Raw genomic sequence first — 22,481 nt, 5'->3', positions numbered from 1 at the left:
AGCTACTCCCGTAGGTCGCCGGACGGGACGCCAAAGCCGCCGCCGAGCGCAAGGTGAAGGTCAATCCGATTGGCAAGCCGTGCATTGCGCGCAGCGAGAAAGGCACTTCGCGCATCAAGTGCGCGCTGCTGGCTTTCGAGCACTGTCAGAAACGGATCGATACCCGCGCGATAGCGGTTGAAGCTGACATCGACCGCCGCCTCGGCCGCCTCCGACGCAGCAGCCAGCGCCTCTTCCCGCCGTCGCAGTTCGTCCTCGACGGCCAGCGCCGTTTCCACCTCGAACAGCGCCTGCAGCACCACCTCGGCATAAGCCTCGACCGCCTCGTCCCGCGCCCCCTCCGCCGCCGCGAGCTGCGCACGCAACCGCCCGCCTTGGAACACAGGCTGCAGGAGCTGTCCGGCAATCGACCAGACCAGGAAGTCGCCGTCGAGCAGATTTCCCAATTCGGAACTTGTGGTGCCACCCGAGCCGGTCAGGGCAATCGACGGCAGAAAGGAACGCTTTGCCGCCGTCACCCGAAACCCGGCCGCGAGCATGGCATGTTCGGCGGCCCGGACATCGGGCCGGCGCAGCAGCAGTTCGGCGGGCAGGCCGGCCGGCGGCGGTGGCGGGACCTCCGGCAGGGCCGCGGCAGTCGTTACGTCGCCGTCCGGATAGTCGCGGGCGAGGATGTCGAGCTGCCGGCCCAGCGTCTCCACTCCCTGGCGGCGCTGCTCCAGGCCGGCCTTCGCCGACCCGAGATTTGCGATCGCGAGCAGCTTGTCATTGGGAGGGGCGATTCCGACATCGGCGCGGTTGCCGACCTGGCGCGAGATCTCGCCGAACGTGTCGACGACACGCTCGGACAAGTGAGTCTGGGCGCGCGCCTCTACCAGGTTGAAGTAGAGGCGCGCGGTTTCCGCCGCGATCGTCTGCCGCACCGCGCGAAGGTTTTCGGCACTCGCGAGATATTCGGCACGCGCCGCGGCACTTTGGGAGCGAATGCGCCCGAACAGGTCGACTTGCCACTGCACGTCCAGCGACAGTTGGTAATTGTCGGTGACGAAGGACGTCGTCTCATCATCACCGCCTTCTGAAGGCTGGGTGGGATCTCCGCCCGCATTCCCCAGCAACTCGCCGATGCCGCCCAGGCCCGACAGATTCTGTCGCTGGCGCGCGGCTGTCAGGCCCAGATTCGCCTGCGGCAGCAGGTCGGCCTCCGTGACACGTGCCTGTGCCCGCGCCTGTTCCACCCGCGCCAGAGCCTGAAGAATGCTCGGATTGTCGCTCAGCTCGGTCTCGATCAGCCGCGTGAGTTCGGCATCGCCGAACCGCCGCCACCAGCTTCCCTCGACCTCCCCCTCGGGGGCCCCGGCGAGAAATTCCGGCGGCAGGTCTGCAGCAAGGTCCGGGCGTTCGGCGTCGGGTGCGACGCACCCAGCCATCAAAAAGGCCAGGGCTGCCGTGGGCGCCGCAAAGCGGATGTTCTTCATCCGTCTTGACCGTCCCGACCGTCTGCGCCCGAGGGCGGATATCGGACCGAACGGAACGCGGCCTCCATGCTGCGGTAGAAGGCTGCCAGGTCCTCCAGCGTCGCCTGGGACCCGGGCCGGTCGGTAGCTTCCGCCATCTCTCCCACCACTCGGGACATGGTTTGCATGCGGTCTGTCAGCACGCGAAGAAAATGCCGGTACGGATGCTTGCGCACGGCAAATTGTACGGTTCGCTTCCCCGATACGGGCTGTTTCTCGATGAGCCCCATGTTGAGCAAGAGCGCTGTATTCGTGCTGACACTCGCTCGGCTCACGGACAACAGGCCGGCTATCTCGGCCGCGGTCAGCGGCTCTCCGATCGTCACGAGCAAGGCCCAGATCTGGCCAAGGATACGAGGAAGCCCGCTATCGGCCTGCCGCATGCCGAACGTTTCGATAAACGATTGTTCGGTGGCGGAAAGACAATGGGTCACATCTCGGCGCTAGGTCCGGGGCTGCCAGCTGTCAAAGGGTTTCAGTCATGACTGAAATCAGGATGGGTATGTGGGTCTCGCAACGGGGCTTCAGGCGGGTCTTTCTGTCGAACAGGGTGCATCAGACATCAGCGAAACAGCCGTCGATGAACCGCAGGATGTTATGCCGCACCGCGCCTTCGTCGGTCCCGACGGAGCGGCCCCGGATTGCAAGCGCTTCGAACGGGTAGACGATCAGGCTCAGGAAGGATCCGGCAAGCTCACGGGGGTCGTGACGTTTGTCGATCGCCCCCTGGCTCTGCCAGCATTCGAAACTTGTTGTCAGGCTGTCTTCGACCGGGCGGCTGACGAGGGCGTCGAAGCGGGCCGCCCAATCTTCGTCGCGGATGCTCTGCCCGATCATGATCCGCATGATCGCCCGGATTCCCGGCTCGGACAATTTGGCAGCGAACCGGAGACCGATGGATAGGAGGATATCGGCCGGAACTTCGCCCTGATCCGCCAGGATGCGGATTTCACTTCCGAAGTCGAGGCGTTCGGGATCTTCCACGAGCACCGCGAGCAGAAGACCCTCCTTGTTGCCGAACAGCTTGTAGAGCGTCGCCAAAGAGCCGCCCGACCGCTTCACCACTTCGGTCAGACTGGTGTCATCGAAGCCCTTTGCAATGAACAACTCTCGCGCAGCCCCGAGCATGGCGGTGCGGCGCTCCAAAAGACGTTCTTCCTGCAGGCTCACAAAAACTTCTCCCGTCCCGGGGCATTTGCCTCTTGCACAAGTGATGTAATCGAAATTACATATGCTGCAACTGCGAAATTGGAGCGTATCCGGAATGATTCGAAGGGTCGAAGCCGCGGCCGCCTTGCTGCTCGTGGCACTACTCGCCGCTTGCGGCGGGACAGGCGAGGAAGAGGCTGCGCCGTCAGCACCTCCCCCCCTTGTCGAGACGGTGGTGGTCGAGGCGCATCCCGTGCCGAACGTCATAGAATTGCCCGGCCGGGTAGAGCCGCTGAGGACTGCCGAAGTCCGCGCGCGTGTCACCGGCATCGTCGAAGCAGTCACCTATGAGGAGGGAACGCAGGTCGCGGAAGGAAAACTCCTCTTCCGGATCGACCCGCGAGAGGCACGAGCCGCCTACAATCAGGCGCAGGCTACCCTTCAACGGGCGCGCGCGACCGCTGCGAACGCGCGGGAGGTCGTACGCCGCTATGACGGGCTCGTCGATCAGCAGGCGATCAGTCAGCAGGAATATGATGCCGCCATTGCCGCACTCCGCGAAGCGGAAGCCGACGTAGCGCAGGCCGAGGCCGCTTCGGAAGCGCGGCGTCTGACGCTAAGCTATACCAATGTGAACGCGCCCATCTCTGGCCGCGCCGGCCGCGCCCAGGTTCGCGAGGGCGCGCTCGTCAGCGAAGGCGAGGCAACGCTTCTCACCGTCGTCGAGCAGCTTGATCCGGTCTATGTGAACTTTTCCCAGTCGACATCCGAACTGCTGGCACTCCGCCGCAACATCCGGGAAGGCGCGCTCGACGTACCCGATCCCAGCCGCGTTGCCGTCGAGATCACCTATGAAGACGGCACCCCGGCCGGCGTTACCGGCCATATCGACTTTCTGGACCTGTCCGTTTCCGAAGGCACAGGGACCATTACCGTCCGCGCGGAAGTCCCCAACCCCTCCACGCCGCAGCGGGTGCTACTGCCCGGCCAATATGTCACCGGCCGCATGCTGGCGGGGGAGAGGCGGCGCGGCCTGTCCGTTCCGCAGCGAGCCGTGATGGTCAGCGAAGATGAAGCAAGCGTCTATCTTGTCGGCGAGGATGGCGTCGTAACTCCCATGCCGGTCGAACTCGGTCCGCAGGACGGTGCGGACTGGATCATCACCGAAGGACTGTCGGAGGGCGATAGAGTGATCGTGAGCGGCCTGCAGAAGGTGCAGCCCGGCCAGCGCGTCCGGGTGGCAGGGATTAGTGCGGGCGAAGGTTCCGCCGCCTCTGGCACGGCGCCCAATTCGCAGCCCCCCTCTCAACCCGGGTCCGCGGCCGGCGCGGAAGAGTAAGCCATGCCCCGTTTCTTCATCGACCGCCCGGTTTTCGCCTGGGTCATCGCGCTCGGCATCTTGCTCGGCGGCTTCATCGCCCTTCAGAGCTTGCCAATCGAGCAATATCCTCAGGTGGCTCCGCCGTCCCTCACCATCACGGCCACCTATCCCGGTGCGGATGCGGAAACGCTCGAGGAAAACGTCGCGCAGGTCATCGAGCAGCAACTGAACGGCGTCGACGGCTATCTCTACATGTCGTCTACCAGCCGCTCGAACGGAACTGCCCAGATCGACGTCACGTTCGAGGCCGGCACCGACATCGACATTGCGCAGACCGAGGTGCAGAACCGGTTGTCGACCGTCGAAGCACGCCTTCCCCAAGAAGTGCGGCGTCAGGGTATCCAGGTGCGCCAGACGGCAAGCGGCTTCCTGATGGTGGTCGCCCTCGTTTCGGAGAGCGGCAAGCTTAGCAGTCTCGATCTCGGCGACTATGCCGCGCAGAATATCGCTGACGAACTTCGGCGCGTGAGCGGCGTCGGCGACGTGCAATTGTTCGGCTCCGAATATGCAATGCGCATCTGGCTCGATCCGGAGCGCCTGGCCTCCTACGATCTCTCTCCCTCCGCAGTGCTGGCAGAGGTTCGGTCGCAGAACAGTCAGACCGCCGGCGGCCAGCTGGGCGCCCTGCCCTCACCGCCCGATACGGAACTGACCGCACAAATCGTGACGGAAGGCCGGTTTTCGAGCGCAGACGAGTTCGAGGACATCATCCTTCGCGCAAATCCGGACGGGTCGAACGTCCGGCTTCGTGATGTTGCCAGCGTGGAACTGGGCGCCCAGCGCTACGCGCAGATTGCCCGGCTGAACGGAGAGCCTATGGCGGGTATTGCCGTTCAGCTTGCAACGGGAGCCAATGCGCTCGCCACCGCAGAAGGGGTACGCGAACGGCTGGCGGAACTCGAAGAGGGGTTCCCTGACGACATGACCTGGGCGATTCCCTTCGACACGACGCCCTTCGTTTCGGCATCGATCGAGGCCGTGATCCATACGCTCGTGGAGGCCGTAATCCTGGTCTTCCTCGTGATGTTCCTGTTCCTGCAGAACTGGCGCGCTACCCTGATCCCGACGATCGTCGTTCCGATCGCGCTGGCGGGCTCATGCTTGGGGCTGGCGCTGTTCGGCTTCTCGATCAACGTCCTCACGCTTTTCGGCATGGTTCTCGCCATCGGCATCCTCGTCGACGACGCCATCATCGTGATCGAGAATGTCGAGCGCATCATGAGCGAGGAGGGACTGCCGCCGAAAGAAGCGACCCGAAAGGCGATGGACCAGATCACCGGTGCCATTGTCGGCATCACGCTCGTGCTGGCCGCGGTATTCATCCCGATGGCCTTTTTCCCCGGATCCACGGGCGGTATTTACAGGCAGTTTTCCGTAACGCTTGCGATTTCGATCCTGTTCTCTGCGCTTCTGGCGCTGACGCTGACCCCGGCGCTATGCGCGACCTTCCTGAAGCATCAGGAGAAGGCGGCTGCGGATTCGCCGGGACTGCTACGCCGCTTCTTCAACGGTTTCGATCGCGGCTTCCAAGGAACGACAAGGCGCTATGACGGCGGCGTAGCCCGGCTGTTGGCGGCTCCCCTGCGCGTGCTCGGCGTCTTCGTTCTGCTCGCCGGCCTGACGGCAGTGCTGTTCCTGCGCCTGCCCGGCGGGTTCCTGCCGACCGAAGACCAGGGCACTCTCATTACCGCCGTGCAGGCTCCTCCGGGCGCGACCCGTGCCCGCACGAATGAAGCCATGACCGAGGTCGAGAATTTCTGGATAGAGAACGAGGCGGTCGCGAACACGATCGGCGTCCGGGGGTTCAGTTTCTTCGGCCAGGGTCAGAATATGGGCATGGTGTTCACCAGCCTGAAACCCTGGGAGGAGCGCGAGGCATCGGCCGAGGAGCTACTCGGAAGGGCCATGGGAACGTTCGCTTCCCTCGACAGCGCCATGGCGTTCACAATCAATCCCCCCGCCATCCAGCAGCTCGGAAATGCCAGCGGGTTCAGCTTCAAACTCGAAGACCGGGGCGGTCTGGGGCGCGACGCGCTGCAGGGAGCGCAGGGTCAGCTGCTCGGCGCCGCCAGTCAGAGCCCTCTTCTCACGGGCGTACGCCCCGAGGGACAGCCCGATGCGCCGCAGCTGCGGGTGAACATCGACCGGATCAGGGCGCGCGCGCTCGGCCTCTCCATGGACGACATTAACCAGGCGCTCTCGATCACCTTCGGGTCGGCCTATGTGAACGACTTCACACGCGAGGGGCGGGTCAAGCAGGTGCTCCTTCAGGCCCGGGCGGAGGACCGTGTGCGGCCCGAGGATGTCATGTCGCTTCGCCTCCCCAATTCGTCCGGCGACCTGGTACCGTTCAGCGCCTTTGCGGATACCGAATGGACCGCAGGCCCGCCGCAGATCCAGCGCTACAACGGCTATCCTAACCTGACGATCTCCGGCATGTCCGCGCCGGGCGTTTCCTCCGGAGAAGCGCTGGCGGAAATGGAGCGTCTCGCGGCCGAGATACTGCCTCAGGGGCTGACATATGAATGGACGGGCATCAGTTTCGAGGAAAAGCAGGCGGGCAACCAGATCGCGCTTCTGTTGGCGCTGTCGATCGTCGTCGTCTTCCTGATCCTGTCGGCCCTCTACGAAAGCTGGTCGATCCCGGTGTCCGTCCTCCTCATCGTGCCGCTGGGCGTTCTCGGCGCAGTGCTCTTCTCGATGCTGAGGGGGCTGTCGGCTGACGTCTATTTCAACGTCGGCCTCATCACCATTATCGGTCTCGCCGCGAAGAACGCGATCCTGATCGTGGAGTTCGCCATCGAAGCCGAGGACGCCGGCAAGTCTCCGATGGAGGCGGTGAAGGAAGCAGCCTCGCTGCGCCTGCGCCCGATCATCATGACTTCGCTCGCTTTCATTCTCGGCATGGTACCGCTTGCCACGGCTTCGGGCGCCAGCGCGGCAAGTCAGATTGCCGTTGGTACCGGCGTCATGGGCGGGATGGTGTTCGCCACCGCCCTGGGGATCTTCTTCATCCCCGTCCTCTACCTTCTGGTGCGGCGCTATCTCAGCAAGAAGACACCGGATGCACCGGCACCGGAAACCGCTTCGGCAGGAGCCGTCCGCGATGCGTAAGATTACACTTATTGCCAGTCTGCTTCTCGGCGGCTGCATCAACCTTGCCCCCGAGCATCAGGCGCCGGACCTTCCGACCGCCGCCGAATATGATGCGGCTTACAGGCCTGAGACCGGCGGTCCCCTTGCCTCGGAAATCGCGTGGCGCGACTTTTTCGGCGACGAGCGGCTGGAAGCGTTGATCGCCGCGGCGCTCGACAACAACCGCGACCTCGTGCAGGCGACCGGCCGCATCGCGGAGGCGCGCGCGGCCTTTCGGGTTCAGCGTGCCGAGCGCCTTCCCGAAGTGGGTGCGAGCGGCTCGGCAATTCGCAGCCGGACGCCGATCGGAAGCTCCGCCCTTGGTGCCGTGACCACGAACCAGGGCGAAGATGCGGATGACGGCGAGACGGTCGATGCACCGGCTGCCGTTACGGTCACCAACTATGACCTCAGTGTCGGCGTCTCCTCCTTCGAACTCGATTTCTGGGGCCGGGTACGCAACCTCAGCGACGCCGCACTCGCCCGGTATCTTTCGACGGTGGCGGCAGAGCGGGCCTTTCGCCTCTCGCTGGTCGGGGATGTCGCGTCGGCTTATTTCACGCTGCTTGAAGCCGATGAGCGCATCAGCCTCGCCGAGGCGACGCTCGAGAGCCGGCAGGAAGAGCTGCGCATTGCCCGGCTCCGGCTGGAATCCGGCATTACCTCGGCTCTCGATTTCCGCCAGGCCGACGCACTCGTCACGCAGGCGCAGACCGAACTCTCCGCGCTTCAGCTCAGCCGTGCGGAAACGCGCAACCTGCTGGCGGTTCTCGTCGGCGGACCGGTCGCCGGCGACTTGCCTCCGGGCCACAGCCTGGAGGAGCAGGACCTCGTCACCACGATCGACGCCGGTATGCCATCCACCCTCCTTCTTGCCCGGCCGGATGTGATTGCCGCCGAATACGACCTTCAGGCGGCACGCTTCGACATCGGCGCGGCGCGCGCGGCGTTCTTCCCCACCATCAGCCTGACCGGCACTGCGGGCTTTGCCTCCACGGAACTGGACAATCTCGTGGGCGACGACGGCTTCAGCTGGCGCTTCGGCCCCAGCATAGACCTGCCGCTGTTCGACTGGGGCCGGCGCGAGGCAAATCTGGACGTCGCCGAAGCGCGCGAACTAATTCAGGTCGCTGCATACGAACGCGCAATCCAGACAGCGTTCCGTGAAGTTTCGGATGCGCTCGCCCGGCGCCGCTGGCTCGCTGAGCAGGTCGAGGCGCAGGAGCGGAACGTGGCTGCTCTGGACGCGATTTCGCGACTGGCGCGCCTGCGGTATCGAGAGGGGGCGGCTCGCTATCTGGAGGTTCTCGACGCCGAGCGAAACCTCTTTGCCGCGCGGCAGAACCTGATCGTCATCGAGCGCCAGCTCGCCGAGGCCCATGTCGCGCTTTACGTGGCCCTTGGCGGAGGGGGCGGGTTTTCCGTACCTGCGCCGCCGGCCGCCACAGCAGAGGGCTCCTAGCTCTCCTCTACTGCGGCACCCTCCTCGCTCAGCGCTGCACGCCGGCCCGGTCTATCGGAAAGGACAGACTCTCGAAGAAGACTTCGGACCGTTCGCTCCCCAGCAGGGCTCGAATCTCTTCGGTCGCCTCGCCCAGAAAAGCGGCGGCCCGTTTTCGCATCGCCATTCCCAGCTCGGTGAACTGGACGATCCGGAAGCGGGAATTGGCATCGTCCGGCCGCAGGTCGATGATGCCTTTCTCGCTCATCTGCTTCAGCGTGACATGCACCGCCTGACGACTGACGCGCAGCTTCTTGGCCAGCTCGTTGGGTCTGTTCGTACCGCGCACGACGTTGACCATCACAAGCGACTGCGCGCGGGATACTTCCGGGAAGCCGGCCTCCCGCATCGTTCTCTGCAAGCCGTCGTCGAACCAGCAGAACCAGTCGAACAGAGCTGGCATCACGAAGTGAACCGGATCGTCCATGTTTGTCCCCTAAGCCCCTCCGGCGCCACGACGACACCGAAAAGACCGGGACTAGCATAGCCGTCAGCGTCCGCGCGAACCCAGGAAGTCGGTCATACGAAAATCTTCCGGAGCGGCGACCTCGACAATGGGGTCATCGCGGTCGTCGAACTCCAGTCTCAACGCCCGGCTCATGACGGCATGCATATCGTACAGCGCCGTGATGTATGTCAGTTCCAGGATTTCCTCGTCGCTCAGGAAGGCTTTGAGGGCCTCCATGACCTTATCGGGGACTCGGCCGCCCTGCCCGACCAGATAGTCGGTATAGGCAAGCACGGTGCGTTCCTGCTCGTCGAAGACACCGGCAACCTGCCAGTGCGGTACGGCGGCGATCTTCTCCTCCGGAACGTCCAGGCTTCTCAGCGACTTGCAATGCTGCGAAAAGACGAACTGGCTGCTCTTCAGCTAGCCCGCCCTGGTCTGCCCCAGTTCGCGCAGGACGGGATCCAGCTTGCGTTTGGGATCCCGATAGACGCGAAAACCCTGGATGGCATGTTCCAGGATATCGGGTGCGTTCGCAAAGACGGTCCACCAGTCCCCGGGCGTGCCGGTGGCCGTGCCGGGCTCCGCCACCGGGTCGCGATCGCCGAAGAGCCGCTTGTAGAATTCCAGGACGATGTCGGATTTGGCGTCAGCGCGCGATATCTGTTTCAAGGAAGGCATTGGGATACTCCGGGCAATTGGGTCAGCAGCTTCAGGATTCGACGACCAGGCCTTCGACCTTGCGTCCGTCCGCGTCGACCGGATCGTGTCGCACATGGCTTTCGTCGATGGGCATGGTCCAGGCGGCTAGCTCCAGACAGACGCCGTCCGGGTCGAAGAAATAGACCGACCGAATCCAGGTATCGTCGTTAACGTCGGCGCTTACTTGGGTCGGCGAATGGTCGTGATTGAGGACCGCCGAAATCTCCACCCCGCGCTCGACCAGCCGGTCGACATATTCGTCGAACTTTTCGGCCGATATGTTGATGGCGATGTGGTTAAGCGAGCCATGGGCGGTCGAGAAGTCGCCTTTCGTCGGCAGGGCCGCAGGTGACGCGATACCCGGCGCGCGCTCGGGCGCTCTGGGAAACCAGAAGAAGGCGATGCAATCGCCGTTCCCAACGTCGAAGAAGAAATGCTGCCCGCCGTCTCCGGGCAGGTCGAGCGTTTTCATCAGCGGCATTCCCAACGTATCGCGATAGAACCGCACGGTCTCGGCCATGTCCTTGCAGACCAGCGCGATGTGATTCACTCCGCGAAACTCAAACGAACTGTTTGTTCGGCTCATCAGTATCTCCCCTGCTAGGCATATGCTGGCTGCGACTGCCCCGAATCCATGTCGCGCCGAAGAATGTAGGCGAGGCGGAACGAGGCCAGGGCCCCACACGCTGCCACCGGGACCAGCCCGAACAGCGCAACGCCGATGCTGTCGTCGCCGAAAGCCGGCTGTACCATGTCGCTTACCGCTCCCACGAAGAGCGGCCCGAAACCCAGACCGACGATGTTGAAGGCCAGCATGACAAGGGCGCTGACGGTCGCCCGTTCGGCCGGCCTGGCAAGTTCCTGCGTCAGCGCGAGCATCGGTGCGATGTACATCGTGCAAAGCGTCATCGGCACGAGCAGGCCCGCGAGCGATGCCGTCCACCCATCCAGCAGCAAGGCCACAGAGAGTGCAGGCACCAGAAGTACGGACGCAGCACCCGGCACGACCGCATAGCCTCCCCGTCCTGCCTGCTCCGCCTGACGCGCGGCCAAGGTACCTCCCAGCCACATACCCAGGCCGAGTGTCCCGCCTGCGGCCACGGCGAACCACTTTCCCATCGCGGCCAAAGGCATCGCCTCGGAACGCATCAGATAAGCGGGCAACCAGTTCAGCATGCCATAGCTGACGAACGCTCCCAAGCCGCAAACGACCATCGTCCAGCGAAGCGCCGGGTCGGCTTTCAGACGTTCCAGGGTCTGCCGGAACCGCAGTCTTTCGGCAGTCGCAGCCAGAGGGTCGGAATCCATCGACCCGCGCACGGGCTCCCGAACCAGCAGAAGAAGGAGCGGCGCAACGATCAGGCCAACGGCGCCCATGATGAAGAAAACCCACCGCCAGCCGAATTCCGCGGCTGCCCATGCGGCCAGGCTCGTCCCGAGGAAAACGCCTAGCGGTCCGTTGAGGCTGAACAGGCCGATTGCCCAGGCACGGCGGGCGGGCGGAAACAGGTCTGAAAGCAGGGAAAGCGAGGGGGCCGTCCCGCCGGCTTCGCCGATACCTACGCCGAACCTGGCGATAGCAAGATGCAGGAAGCTTCCCGCCAACCCGCAGGCCGCCGTGAAGAGACTCCAGAGACCGCAACATGTTGCGATGAGGCGAACACGGTGGCTCCGGTCCGCAGCGACGGCGATCGGCACTGCGGCGAGTGAGTAGAAGAGCGAAAAGGTCAGTCCGGTCAGAAGACCGAATTGGAGATCGGAAAACATGAGGTCCTGCCTGATCGGTTCGACGAGAACCGACAGGATCTGGCGATCGACGAAGTTCAATAGACCCACCAGGAACAGCATTGCCAAGGCGAGGCCGGACTTGGGCGCTGCGCCGGCGGGGGGCGGGCCCTCGCTAGGCAGCATCGCCCTGTTCCTCCGGACCGGGCCCGACAAGCGCATGCTTCGCGGACCGGATGTGGGAGATCATCACTGCCCGAGCCCACTCCGCATCCCGGTCCTCGATCGCAGTCACCAGTTCCAGATGCTGCCGGGCGCTGCGCAGAAGTCCGTCGCGCCCGTAGCGGCGGAACGTCGACTGGATCAGGGGGTACTCGGTCAGCGAAGCCAGCAGCTTCCCAAGACGAGGATTGCCGCAGGCTTCGATAAGCGTGCGGTGAAACTCGCTGTTCAGCAGCGCAACCCGTTCGAGGTCGGGCGATTCCGCCTGCACGATATTGCTTATTTCCTCAGCCAGGAAGCGCAGACGCTTGCGGTTGGCATCATCGGCATTTTCCGCCGCGCTCGCGGCCGCAAAACTCTCCAACAGGATCCGCAGCTCATAGATCTGCCGGATGTCCTGGGCGGAATATTCGGAAACGAACGCGCCGCGGTTGGGGATCAGCTGCACAAGGCCTTCCGCAGCCAGACGGCGAAGCGCTTCGCGCACAGGAGTGCGGCTGGCGCCGATGCTTTCGGCCAGTCGGTCGGCGGTCAGATGCGCGCCCGGCTCGAGGCTGCCGCTCGCAATGCCGGCGCGGATACTTCCATAGGCTTCGTCTACGGCGTGGGTTCTCATACTCATCTTTCTAGACCCCTTCTCCACTTTGCATACTATCGAGTTAATTATGTTGACTCGCTTACCGGCTTTCCTCACGGTAGATACGTCGACTCCGCATCAGAAGCATATAATTGCATACAATCAAGGCAGTCGGCACTCGTTCGTAGGGGAGGTCCAATGAAAGTTTCGCTTGTAGCCGTGTTTCTTGCCGGAACCGCTGCGGCAGCGCCCGCACTCGCTCAGTCCGCTGCGGTCGAACCGGCTCCGCCGGTCGCCGTTGCCCCCGACACCGACGGGCGCGCCATCGATGTTATCGTGGTAACGGCGCAGCGCCGCGCCGAAAGCCTGCAGGACGTTCCGGTCTCCGTGGCAGCGTTTACGGGAGACATCGTCGAGGCGGCAGGGGCAGTGAACCTTACGGATCTCAACGGGCTTTCGCCGAATGTCGTCTTTCAGCCCGAGGGGCTCGTGCCAAACATTCCGATGATCGCCATTCGCGGAATGAGCAGTTCGGATCCCGACCCGAATGCCGACCCGAAGGTCTCCACCATTATCGACGGCGTGTACGTGCCCTATGCGGCCGGAACGATGCTCGACCTCTTCGACATCGAGCGAATCGAGGTTCTCAAGGGGCCGCAGGGCGTCTTGTTCGGGAAGAATAATCTTGCCGGTACAATCAACGTCGTAACATCCCGGCCGACGGTCGATCCCGGTGCAGAGATACGCGGCACCATCGGCAGCTTCGGCCTTCGACAGTTGCGTGCCAAGGTGAACAGCGGAGAGTTTCTGAACGGCCTTTTCGCTGCGAAGGCATCGCTCAACCTGCGTCGCTACGACGGTTACAGCGACAACGTGGTCACCGGAAACGAGCTCAACACGAACGACGTCGACGCCTACCGCGTCGCGCTACGCTTTTCTCCTGCGCCCGTTTTCGAGAGCACGATCACGCTGGATGGACTCGACGACGAGACATTCGGTCCCGCGCCCCATGTGGTCGACAATGGCGATCCACGGTACGATCTGCTGCCTGCCGAAGCCCGAAACGACATTCGCAAGAGCGCGATCCTGTTCGATCCATATTCGCGGACCGACACGTTCGGCGTAGCCTGGGAGTCGGACCTTGAAGTGGGAGACGGCACCGTCACCCTGGTCCTAGGATACCGGGACTTAGACTATGAAACACTGGGCGACTTTGACGGCCTGACCGAGCCCGACCCCGGCTTCGAGGTCAACCGGGCTTTCGAAGGGGAATCGAAGAGCGCTGAGCTTCGCTATACCTCCCCCGTAGGAGGTCTGATCGATTTCGTGGCCGGGCTCTACTGGGCCGAAGACGATTCGTTCAGAGTAATAGGGTTCGTCCCGCGCCCCCGGTCCTCAGCCTCGCCACGCTGGAACAGACATCCCGCTCACTCGCCGCGTTCGGCCTGGCGAACGTACATCTGACCTCTCGGCTAAATCTGTCGCTCGGGGGGCGGTACACCGCGGACGAAAAGGACTACAGCATCGACGCGCGGGTCTTTTCCAATGGTGTCCTCGTCCCGCCCTCGTCATTCGCGGACATTTATTCGGACAGCTGGGATACCTTCACGCCGCGCGCGGCGCTCGAATATGAACCGAACGACGACATCTTGGTCTACGGCACGTATTCGACCGGCTACAAGGCAGGCGGATATAATTCGCGCGGAACGGTGCGGGAGAATGTGGGTCCCTACGATCCGGAGACGGTAGATGCCTTCGAACTCGGCCTGAAGAGCGATCTGTTCGACCGGTCGGTCCAGTTAAACCTCGCTGCCTTTCTGAACAAGTACAGCGACCTTCAAAGCTCGGTGACGAAGCAGGGTGCCGTTCGCGCCGAGAACGTCACGGTCAACGTCGCCAGCGCGGAAACCTACGGCATCGAAGCCGATCTGCTGACAAAGCCTGCGCGCAATCTCACCCTGGGCCTGAGCGCAGGCTGGCTGAAGGCGGAGTACACCGACTTCTGCGAGGACATCGACGGCGTCTTCACCGACGGCACAGCCGAACCCGGACAATGCGCCCCGGCAACGGAGATCATCGCGAACGGGGCTCCCACCGGCACATTCCGTGTCCCCATCGACAATGCCGGCCTGCCGCTATCCAACTCGCCAGAGTGGTCGGCGAGCATCCGGGCCGATTACGAAGTCCCCCTCAGCTTCGGTTATATCAGCCTGCACGCTGACGCTCGGTACACCAGCCGGTACAACACCTGGGGCCGGGCGGTGGACGACGCCTTCTACCGCGACGAGGTCGTTCTGGTGAATGCCAACGTAGCGATCGCCGAGCATGAGGATGGCTGGCGCCTATCGATTTACGGACGAAACCTGACCAATCAGGACGTTCTTTCAGGCGCCACCAAGGCCGGCGCAAACCCCATTCTGCAATTCTACCTACCGCCGCGCGAATGGGGCGCCGAGCTGGGATTCAAATTCTGAACAGCCCGGGAAGGGCGTCTGGAAATCGGGCAGGAGGTCACGAAAATGAGCGATGCATGGAAAACCACGAGGCGGCAGTTCCTGGCCGCAAGCAGCGCCATGGCTGCGATAGGAATGGGAACATCCGCCTCGGGCGGGAGCCGAGGCAAGCCGTACAACATCCTGATGATCATCACCGATCAGGAGCAGAGCATGGCGAGTTTTCCCGAGGGTCTGCTGGAAAAGCTGCCCGGACACCGCCGGCTGCTCGAGCTAGGAACGAATATCGCGAACTACCATGTGCACACCACCCCGTGCAGCCCGTCTCGTTCCACCATTTTCTCCGGCCACCATACCCAACGAACCGGGCTGTTCCTGAACTCCGATACGCCGCCGAACCCGATCGCGGCTCATACCATGCCGACGCTTGGGCACATGATGCAGGAGGCAGGATACTTCACCAGCTACAAGGGCAAGTGGCACCTGTCCCAGATCAACAGAAAGCGTGACTGGAACCGCGTTCCCGGCGGGATCTATCCCAACACATCCGACTATCTCGTCGATTATGGCTTCCACGACTACGGATTCGACGGCGAAGAGGTCGGCCTGACCTGGGACGGTTATCGCTCGGACATGTTCGTGGCCGCCGACGTGTCACGCCAGATTTTCGACTATGCCGAAAAGGACCGGGCGGGCGGCAAGCCATGGTTCCAGGTGGCCGGCCTGGTGAACCCGCACGATATAATGTTTTACGACGCCACCGGCAACCAGGCGGCGAGCCGCCCGCATCCGGATGTTCTCGCGCCCGTGAAGACCGCGCCGGGCGACCCGCTCTACGAGGTCGACAACGGCTTTCCGCTGCCCGAGAGCTTCCATGCTGACGACCTGAGCGACAAGCCCGAGGCGCACCGGGCGATCGCCAGGCTGAACGACGCATTCTTCGGTGAGATGCCGCTCTCCGACGAAGCCTCTTGGAGGCGCTTCGTGAACTACTACTACAACTGCCTGCGCGACGTGGACCGGCGCGTCGAGCAGATGCTCTGGGCGCTGGAAGCGAGTGGCCAGATGGAAAACACCATCATCATCTACACGACCGACCATGGCGAGCGCGCCGCCGCTCACGGCATGCGGCAGAAGGGTGGCACCATGTACCGGGAGGAGACGAACGTTCCAATGATCGTGGTCCATCCCGACATTCCCGGCGGCAGGACAACCTCAGGCCTGATGGGCGCCATCGACCTAGCGCCCACACTTATGACGCTGGGCGGTATGAGCGCGTCTCAGGCCGCGAATGCGTTTCCGGACCTGCCGGGCGTGGACGTCAGCAGCCTGCTGATGCATCCGCAACAGAAGACCCAGCGCGATGACCTGGGCCATCTGTTCAATTATGCCGTGGCCTACTACTGGGAACCGAAGAGCGGGCGCCGCACGAACACGACCGAGGGTGCAGCCAACTACGACCAGATTTACGACCTGACCCGCAGGCGTCTGCATCGGGGCGTTCACGACGGCCGCTATAAGTTCGCACGCTACTTTGCCCCGGCGCATCACCATGTGCCGGCCGACTGGGAAACGCTTGACCGGCGCAACGATCTAGAACTCTATGATACCCGGGCCGACCCGAACGAGATCACGAACCTTGCCTACGACCCGGCAAGACGGGACGATGTTCTGCGCCTGAACGCAATGGTGAACCGGCTGATCGAACGCGAAGTCGGCCGTGACGACGGTAGCGAATATCCCGGTCCGACCGACATTTACAATCAGGAGGGGTAGCTATGGCGACCGACGCAGCGGACCAGACGTCTACCATTTCGGGCGTCCATCACGCAGCCTTTCGGTGCCGCGACGCCGATCAGACGATCTGGTTCTACCGCGATGTGCTCGGCCTTGCCGACCCGACCGGAATCGTCGTCGAAGAACGCCCGGGGAGCGGCGCGTCCGACCCCTATCTTCATGTTTTCTTCCGCATGGGAAATGGCGAATATATCGCGTTCTTCGACGCGCCATCGAGCGCCGAGGGCGACTGGTTTCTGCCAAAGGACGGGTTCGACATGCACTTCGCCTTCGAAGTTGCCTCGGAAGAAGAACTCGAGGCGATGAAGGTTCGGCTGCAGGACTCCGGCTTTCCGGTCGGCGGACCGCTGGACCACGGCTTCGTCCGTTCGATCTACACCTATGATCCGAACGGCATCCAGATCGAACTGACGCGCCGGGTGGACTCCCATGACGAGATTTTGGCCCATGAGCAGTCGTCGTTCGAGGAAACGCTCGCGACCTGGCGCAAACGGACCCGCTCGCAGAAGCTCGAGAAGTTCGGAGCCGAGGCTTTGACCTATCCGGGAGGCGACGGTTGACGAGGGAGCCAGGACAGGACGCGGTTTCTGATAGCGGGACCGAGCGGGCGGGTTCGCTCGCAGGCGTCAGGGTTCTGGAACTCGGTCAACTCATCGCCGGTCCGTTCTGCGGGCAACTTCTAGGCGACATGGGCGCCGACGTCATCAAGATCGAGCCGCCCGGAAGCGGAGATCCCATGCGGCAATGGGGCAGCGGGCCGGAAAAGGTCTGGTGGGAGGTGATCGCCAGGAACAAACGGTCGGTCAGCCTGAATCTTCGGACCGAACAGGGACAGGACATCCTTCGGCGGCTCAGCCGCAACGCCGACATCCTGATCGAGAATTTCCGCCCCGGAACGCTTGAAAAATGGGGCCTCGATCCCGCGGTATTGCAAGACGCGAATCCGGGACTGATCGTCGTGCGGATCTCGGGCTATGGGCAGACGGGCCCTTATTCGGCGCGCGCGGGCTTCGGCGGCGTGGCGGAGGCCATGGGCGGCTGGCGAGCGATCGTTGGAGACCCGGACCGCCCACCGGCGCGAATGGGCGTCTCGATCGGCGACACGCTGGCGGCCAGCTATGGGTGCATGGGCGCCCTCGCCGCGCTGAACGCGCGTCACAGAACGGGCCGGGGCCAGGTCATCGACGCGGCACTGTACGAAAGCGTTCTTCAGGTCATGGAGAGCCTCGTACCCGAATTCGATGTCATGGGGATTGAACGGGAACGCGCAGGCTCGATCCTCCCCGGCATCGCGCCGTCGAATGTCTATCCCTGCCGGGACGGGGAATACATGATCGGCGCAAATGGCGATGCTGTTTTCGCGCGCCTTGTAGAAGCCATGGGCCGGCCCGAACTCGCCGAAGACCCGCGCTATTCCACGCATGTGGCGCGCGGAGAAAACCAGAATGAGCTGGACAAGCTGATCGCGGACTGGACGCGCACTCTCAGCGTTGATGAACTGGAGAGCCTCATGGTCGCCCACAGTGTACCGGCGGGCAAGCTCTACCGGCCCGCCGACATGGTGGAAGACGAGCATTTCAGGGCGCGCGGCGCACTTGTCTCAGTTCCTCACCCGCGCTTCGGGGAAATCAGGATGCAGAACTGCTTTCCGAAACTCTCGGACACCCCGTCGTCGATCCGCAAGCCGGCGCCGGCACGGCCAGGCGAAGACAATGACGACGTCCTTCGCAAAGAACTCGGGCTTTCCCCTGCAGAGCTCGACCGACTGGCGCAGGAAGGCGTGATCTGATGCGCGGGGACTTACCGGCCCCTAGCGCTGCCCAGATCGACATCGTGGAGGTCGGTCCCAGAGACGGTCTGCAGAACGAGAGCCGGGTCTGGCCCACTGAGGACAAGATTTCGCTTATCGGGGAAGCCATAGCCTATGGTGCAAAACGCATCGAGGTCGCCAGCTTCGTGAACCCGCGCCGCGTCCCCCAGATGGCGGATGCCGAAGCCGTGGTCGCGGGCTGCGCCAACGCCCCCGGCGTGACCCGGATCGGCCTGGCGCTCAACCTGCGCGGCGCCGAACGGGCTCTTGCCACAGGCATCGAGCAAGTCGGCGCCGTGGCGGTGGCGAGCGACGCCTTCGGTATCAGGAACCAGGGACAGGACCGCGCCGAGTCGGTCGGCATTGCAGCGGGGATCGTCGAGATGGCGCGCCGCTCTGGCCGTTCCGCTCAGGTCACGATTGCCGTTGCCTTCGGCTGCCCTTTCGAAGGAGCGGTGGACAGGGCGCTCGTCATCGATATAGCGCGCGCACTCGCCGCCGCGCAGCCGGTCGAGATCGCGCTTGCGGACACGATCGGCATCGCCGGACCGGGCGAAGTCGCTGCCCTAGTGGCGGAGGTCAGAACGGCCGTCGCCCCCCTGCCGGTGCGGGTCCATTTTCACGACACGCGAAATACCGCGAACGCCAATATATGGGCTGCGGTGCAGGCAGGGGCCAGCGTGGCTGATGCATCGCTGGGCGGCCTCGGCGGCTGCCCCTTCGCCGCGCAAGCGCCGGGAACGGCCGCAGGAAACATCGCCACCGAAGACATGATATACATGCTGCACCGGTCGGGCATCGGCACCGGCATCGACGAGAGCCGGCTGTACCGCGCCGGACGCTGGCTGGATCGGAAGTTGAAGGGCAGCTCACGCTCCAAGGTTCTGGTCGCTTTGCCTCCCGGCTCCTGAACTGGTATGCAGGCCCAGCACAGCGGAACCGGCCCCTTTCCCTAGTCGCTGACCACGCTGCGACGCGCCGCGACGATCCGGACGGGGTGCGTCAGCATCTGGCCTTCGAACCCGCCTTCGCCAGCGCCTCCGGTCTCTTCCCGGTGGATGCTGCGCACGATGTCCATGCCCCCGACGATGCGGCCGAAGGCCGCGAAGCCCTGCCCATCGGGCTGGCGCGCGCCGCCGAAGTCGAACGCTGGATTACGTCCTATCGAGATGAAGAAATTGGCGGCGCTGCCGGTGCCGGGCGCATTCCGCGCAAGCGAGACCACACCGTCCCGGTGTTCGATACCCGTTTCGTTCGTCGGTTCGTAAGGCACCGGCTCCAAGGCCAGCGAAAAGTCGACCAGTCCGCCCTGAACCAGATCGACCCGGACAGGCGCCCGGTCATTGTCGGCGCGGACAGCGCGGTAAAAGGCGCCGCCATCATAGAGGCCGAGGTCCACATAGCGCAGGAAGTCCCCCGCCGAAGCAGGCGCCGCTTCGGGATAGACCTCTACGGTGACCGGCCCCCTGCCGGTCAATAGCTCCACCTGGACCCCGGCGCCCATAGGGGACGCGCACGAGAGCAGCGTGCAGAGCGCGGACACTAGGACGACAGCGACCGTAAACGCCTGCGTGCTCACTGCTCGGTACCCTCGCCGCCCGTCACAGGGCGCCGCCTCAATATCTTCCTATAGGCAGCATCGGCGTCGTGTGCGCTGGTGATCACATAGTCCTCCAGCGGCACAGCTCCGGCAAGTTTCTCGACGAAATAGTCCCACTGACGCTTCAATGCGTAGCCCGACATCGAGTGGGTTCCCTGCGGCAGCACGAGCATATCGAAGGGCTTGTTGGCGTCGATCAGCGCTTGGACTGTCTGGAAGAAGGCGGCGGGATGGACGTTGAAATCCCTCAGCCCGTGCATCAGCAGCAGGTCCCCGCTCAGCCCGGCTGCGTGGCTCGACGTGGCCTGAACGCCGTAGTCGATCTCTTCCGGCATGCCGTGATAGCGCTCGCCCCAGCTGTGATAGAACAGGCGCTGGTCATAGTTGCCGGATCCGGCCACGCCGACATCGAAAACCTCGCCATATTCGAACATCGCCCGCGTCGTCATGTAACCGCCGGCGGAGAAGCCGAATATTCCGACCTTTTCCCCATCTATGTAGGTCCGTGCGGCCGAAAGCTGCCGAATGCCGGCAATGTGATCTTCGAGGTTACTCGCTTTTTGAACGGCGCCGCTAGAGAAGTCGTGAAAGGCTCGGCTGCGGCCCGGAGTGCCGCGTCCGTCGATGACGACGGTAACGAAGCCCAGTTCCGCCATCGCCTGAGCGTCCACTGCGGCTCCCGTGAAGGAGGTCGGCACATTTACCGTCTGCGGCCCGCCATAGATATGATCGATGATGGGATAGCGCTTCGCGGGATCGAAGTCGCTGGGACGAGCCACGATACCATAGATCTGTGTTTTTCCGTCCGCTGCCAGTAGAGTGACAGGTTCGGGCCATTGGAAGCCCTCCGGCAGGCCAGAAACTTCTGCGTCTTCCACGATACCGGCTCGCGTGCCGTCGCGCCGCCGCAGGACCGTTGTCGTTGGCCGGTCGATACGCATCAGGGATTCGACCCAATAGTCACCCGTCGGCGCGAAGCCGCGTGCCCGATCCTGGCCGACGCCATATTCGAATTCGCCGATGAACAACTCGTTGACCGACGGTCCGACGACCTGCCGATCCTCGTCGCCGGCACTCAGAATATCGATTGCGCCGTTTTCCAGGTCGATCCGTGCCACCTCCTGATAGTAGGGATTCTTGCCCTCTTCGCGCCCGGCGACGCTCACGAAGACCTCGCCGGAATTCTCATCGACGTAGAGGATATCTCGCACGGACCAGTCGCCCGAAGTCAGCTGCCGGACGAGTTCACCCGAGCTAAGATCGTAAAGATAAAGGTGCGGCCAGCCGGAACGCTCGGAATACCAGATAAGCTGGTTGCGCTTGGGAAGCATGGCGAGCGTCACCGGCAGATACACATTGTGAGCCAGTTCGACGATGCCCTCGGACCGGCTTTCGGAGAAAAGCTCGTGCGCAGTACCGGTCTCGGCATCGGCTGCCAGCAGGCGTACTGTTTTCTCGCCCCGTTCGATGTCGACGAAGTAGACTGTTTCGCCGTCCGCGCTCCACCAGCTCCGGTTTCCGCCAATGGGCGTATCGAGCATCCGTACAGCTGCCAGTGGTGGCCAGTCGACACTGACCTCCTCCCCGCTTTCGACGTTGAAGATCAGGAGCTGAAAGGTCGGGATATGCGGATCGCCCGGCAGGGCCTGCGCGCGCTCCACCAATGTCGGGTACGGTGAGTCGTCAGGGGCGAAATCGATCGCTGCCCGTTTCCTCACCTCGCGTTCGTCGGTCCGAATGGTCAGCAGCCGGCGGGAATCGGGCGACCACAGGATCTCGCCCTGCGCTTCGGCCCAGCGCTGGGTTTGCGCCTTTGCCGCGTAGGTCAGGTCCGAATCGTCGGAGCCCGCAAGCCTCACCTCCGCACCGCTGTCCACCTGTTGCACCCACAGATCGCCGTCGCGGACGAAGGCCAGCTTGCGGCCATCCGGCGACCTTACAGCGCTGGAATATTCCGCGCCGGGTCCAGACCGGTGCAAAGCTCCTTCGGCGCTGAACCGCCACATGCTGGAAAAGGCGAGAAACTCCACCGACCCCTCAGGATATGCGGTCAAGGCGCGGATCGGCAGTTCACCGGCCGCGATTTCGAAGCCGCCCTGCTCGCTGAGGAGAGTTGCCAATCTCTCATGATCGAACAGGTCGCCCTTTGTCCCGGTGTCTGCATCGAAGCGCGTGAAGCGCTGGCCGTCGCCCGTCTCTCTCCGGTACCAGAATGAGTTTTCCTGCCCGATCCAGGTCGGAATGATCAGCCGGTTGAGATAATATCCGTTGCCCCCGTCATTCGCGATGAAGGCGGCGCGGTCATACGCTTCCCGCATGAGCGGCCGTTCGGCGGCAACCGAACTGACGGCGGTGAAACCTGCCATTCCGGCGATCAGCAATTTCATGAGATTGCAGCAAAACTTCATGACGAGCCTTTCCCGCCTGTCGTAAAATGGGACCCGGCGAGCGCCGCAGTCTGTCGGCG

Annotated in this window: 20 protein-coding genes; 9 read left to right on the top strand and 11 right to left on the bottom strand. The window is 63.5% G+C overall.

The features are described from left to right. Nucleotides 1–2 precede the first annotated feature (2 nt). The 3 genes from KCN53_RS13320 to KCN53_RS13310 form a co-directional block, all read right to left on the bottom strand. Nucleotides 3–1,475 carry an efflux transporter outer membrane subunit gene (locus KCN53_RS13320; RefSeq protein WP_088713720.1) on the bottom strand — a complete coding sequence of 491 codons (1,473 nt, stop codon included), beginning with the start codon at nucleotides 1,473–1,475 and terminating at the stop codon, nucleotides 3–5. Continuing rightward, the gene (locus tag KCN53_RS13315) at nucleotides 1,472–1,897 is read right to left on the bottom strand and encodes a GbsR/MarR family transcriptional regulator (protein ID WP_088713721.1); all 426 of its coding nucleotides are present in this window, start codon (nucleotides 1,895–1,897) and stop codon (nucleotides 1,472–1,474) included. The genes KCN53_RS13320 and KCN53_RS13315 overlap by 4 nt, the downstream gene beginning before the upstream one ends. Before the next feature lie 172 nt (nucleotides 1,898–2,069). Continuing rightward, entirely contained in the window at nucleotides 2,070–2,684 is a 615-nt protein-coding gene (locus KCN53_RS13310) for a TetR/AcrR family transcriptional regulator (RefSeq protein ID WP_088713722.1), read from the bottom strand. Between the two features lie 94 nt (nucleotides 2,685–2,778). Between KCN53_RS13310 and KCN53_RS13305 the strand changes: the two genes are divergently transcribed. Genes KCN53_RS13305 through KCN53_RS13295 form a run of 3 tightly spaced genes read left to right on the top strand, consistent with a single transcriptional unit; the run spans nucleotide 2,779 to nucleotide 8,641 of the window. Continuing rightward, nucleotides 2,779–4,002, top strand: a complete 1,224-nt coding sequence (locus tag KCN53_RS13305; RefSeq protein WP_088713723.1) for an efflux RND transporter periplasmic adaptor subunit — start codon at nucleotides 2,779–2,781, stop codon at nucleotides 4,000–4,002. A 3-nt stretch (nucleotides 4,003–4,005) separates the two neighbouring features. Continuing rightward, nucleotides 4,006–7,158: an efflux RND transporter permease subunit gene (locus KCN53_RS13300; protein ID WP_088713724.1), complete on the top strand. Its 3,153-nt coding sequence runs from the start codon at nucleotides 4,006–4,008 to the stop codon at nucleotides 7,156–7,158. Then, the gene (locus tag KCN53_RS13295; protein ID WP_088713768.1) at nucleotides 7,151–8,641 is read left to right on the top strand and encodes an efflux transporter outer membrane subunit; all 1,491 of its coding nucleotides are present in this window, start codon (nucleotides 7,151–7,153) and stop codon (nucleotides 8,639–8,641) included. Before KCN53_RS13300 ends, KCN53_RS13295 begins: the two co-directional genes overlap by 8 nt. 28 nt (nucleotides 8,642–8,669) lie before the next feature. Here the strand turns inward: KCN53_RS13295 and KCN53_RS13290 are convergent, their stop codons facing one another. The 6 genes from KCN53_RS13290 to KCN53_RS13265 all read right to left on the bottom strand — a co-directional run bounded on the left by KCN53_RS13290 (nucleotide 8,670) and on the right by KCN53_RS13265 (nucleotide 12,399). Further along, a complete protein-coding gene (locus KCN53_RS13290; RefSeq protein ID WP_088713725.1) occupies nucleotides 8,670–9,107 on the bottom strand; it encodes a MarR family winged helix-turn-helix transcriptional regulator in 438 nt (145 codons plus the stop codon). 63 nt (nucleotides 9,108–9,170) lie between these two features. Further along, the gene (locus KCN53_RS13285; protein ID WP_224199716.1) at nucleotides 9,171–9,422 is read right to left on the bottom strand and encodes a carboxymuconolactone decarboxylase family protein; all 252 of its coding nucleotides are present in this window, start codon (nucleotides 9,420–9,422) and stop codon (nucleotides 9,171–9,173) included. A gap of 129 nt (nucleotides 9,423–9,551) precedes the next feature. Beyond that, nucleotides 9,552–9,800: a hypothetical protein gene (locus KCN53_RS13280; RefSeq protein ID WP_224199715.1), complete on the bottom strand. Its 249-nt coding sequence runs from the start codon at nucleotides 9,798–9,800 to the stop codon at nucleotides 9,552–9,554. Nucleotides 9,801–9,840: 40 nt separating this feature from the next. After that, nucleotides 9,841–10,416 carry a VOC family protein gene (locus KCN53_RS13275; RefSeq protein ID WP_088713726.1) on the bottom strand — a complete coding sequence of 192 codons (576 nt, stop codon included), beginning with the start codon at nucleotides 10,414–10,416 and terminating at the stop codon, nucleotides 9,841–9,843. Between the two features lie 14 nt (nucleotides 10,417–10,430). Beyond that, nucleotides 10,431–11,741, bottom strand: a complete 1,311-nt coding sequence (locus KCN53_RS13270) for a spinster family MFS transporter (RefSeq protein WP_172406332.1) — start codon at nucleotides 11,739–11,741, stop codon at nucleotides 10,431–10,433. Further along, the gene (locus KCN53_RS13265) at nucleotides 11,731–12,399 is read right to left on the bottom strand and encodes a GntR family transcriptional regulator (protein WP_207790656.1); all 669 of its coding nucleotides are present in this window, start codon (nucleotides 12,397–12,399) and stop codon (nucleotides 11,731–11,733) included. Before KCN53_RS13265 ends, KCN53_RS13270 begins: the two co-directional genes overlap by 11 nt. 153 nt (nucleotides 12,400–12,552) lie before the next feature. On the opposite strand from KCN53_RS13265, the gene KCN53_RS13260 reads away from it, so the two are divergent. The 6 genes from KCN53_RS13260 to KCN53_RS13235 all read left to right on the top strand — a co-directional run bounded on the left by KCN53_RS13260 (nucleotide 12,553) and on the right by KCN53_RS13235 (nucleotide 19,325). Continuing rightward, nucleotides 12,553–13,818 (top strand): TonB-dependent receptor, encoded by a 1,266-nt coding sequence (locus tag KCN53_RS13260; RefSeq protein WP_172406333.1) that lies wholly within the window; start codon nucleotides 12,553–12,555, stop codon nucleotides 13,816–13,818. After that, nucleotides 13,764–14,828: a TonB-dependent receptor gene (locus KCN53_RS13255; RefSeq protein WP_224199756.1), complete on the top strand. Its 1,065-nt coding sequence runs from the start codon at nucleotides 13,764–13,766 to the stop codon at nucleotides 14,826–14,828. The genes KCN53_RS13260 and KCN53_RS13255 overlap by 55 nt, the downstream gene beginning before the upstream one ends. Nucleotides 14,829–14,927: 99 nt before the next feature. Further along, nucleotides 14,928–16,583 (top strand): sulfatase-like hydrolase/transferase, encoded by a 1,656-nt coding sequence (locus tag KCN53_RS13250; protein WP_172406335.1) that lies wholly within the window; start codon nucleotides 14,928–14,930, stop codon nucleotides 16,581–16,583. 2 nt (nucleotides 16,584–16,585) lie between these two features. Next, a complete protein-coding gene (locus KCN53_RS13245; RefSeq protein ID WP_088713731.1) occupies nucleotides 16,586–17,164 on the top strand; it encodes a VOC family protein in 579 nt (192 codons plus the stop codon). Beyond that, on the top strand, nucleotides 17,161–18,393 hold the full coding sequence (locus KCN53_RS13240) for a CaiB/BaiF CoA transferase family protein (RefSeq protein ID WP_088713732.1): 1,233 nt from the start codon (nucleotides 17,161–17,163) through the stop codon (nucleotides 18,391–18,393). Before KCN53_RS13245 ends, KCN53_RS13240 begins: the two co-directional genes overlap by 4 nt. Beyond that, nucleotides 18,393–19,325, top strand: a complete 933-nt coding sequence (locus KCN53_RS13235) for a hydroxymethylglutaryl-CoA lyase (protein WP_088713733.1) — start codon at nucleotides 18,393–18,395, stop codon at nucleotides 19,323–19,325. Before KCN53_RS13240 ends, KCN53_RS13235 begins: the two co-directional genes overlap by 1 nt. Before the next feature lie 41 nt (nucleotides 19,326–19,366). Here the strand turns inward: KCN53_RS13235 and KCN53_RS13230 are convergent, their stop codons facing one another. Both KCN53_RS13230 and KCN53_RS13225 read right to left on the bottom strand, forming a co-directional pair. Further along, nucleotides 19,367–19,993: a peptidylprolyl isomerase gene (locus KCN53_RS13230; RefSeq protein ID WP_207790657.1), complete on the bottom strand. Its 627-nt coding sequence runs from the start codon at nucleotides 19,991–19,993 to the stop codon at nucleotides 19,367–19,369. After that, entirely contained in the window at nucleotides 19,990–22,422 is a 2,433-nt protein-coding gene (locus tag KCN53_RS13225; RefSeq protein WP_088713735.1) for a S9 family peptidase, read from the bottom strand. Before KCN53_RS13225 ends, KCN53_RS13230 begins: the two co-directional genes overlap by 4 nt. Between the last annotated feature and the right edge of the window lie 59 nt (nucleotides 22,423–22,481).

The organism is Pacificimonas aurantium, assembly GCF_020092905.1.
Lineage (GTDB): Bacteria > Pseudomonadota > Alphaproteobacteria > Sphingomonadales > Sphingomonadaceae > Pacificimonas > Pacificimonas aurantium.
Note: the sequence above shows the minus strand (reverse complement) of the source record. Positions and strands in the feature narration are given on the sequence as shown.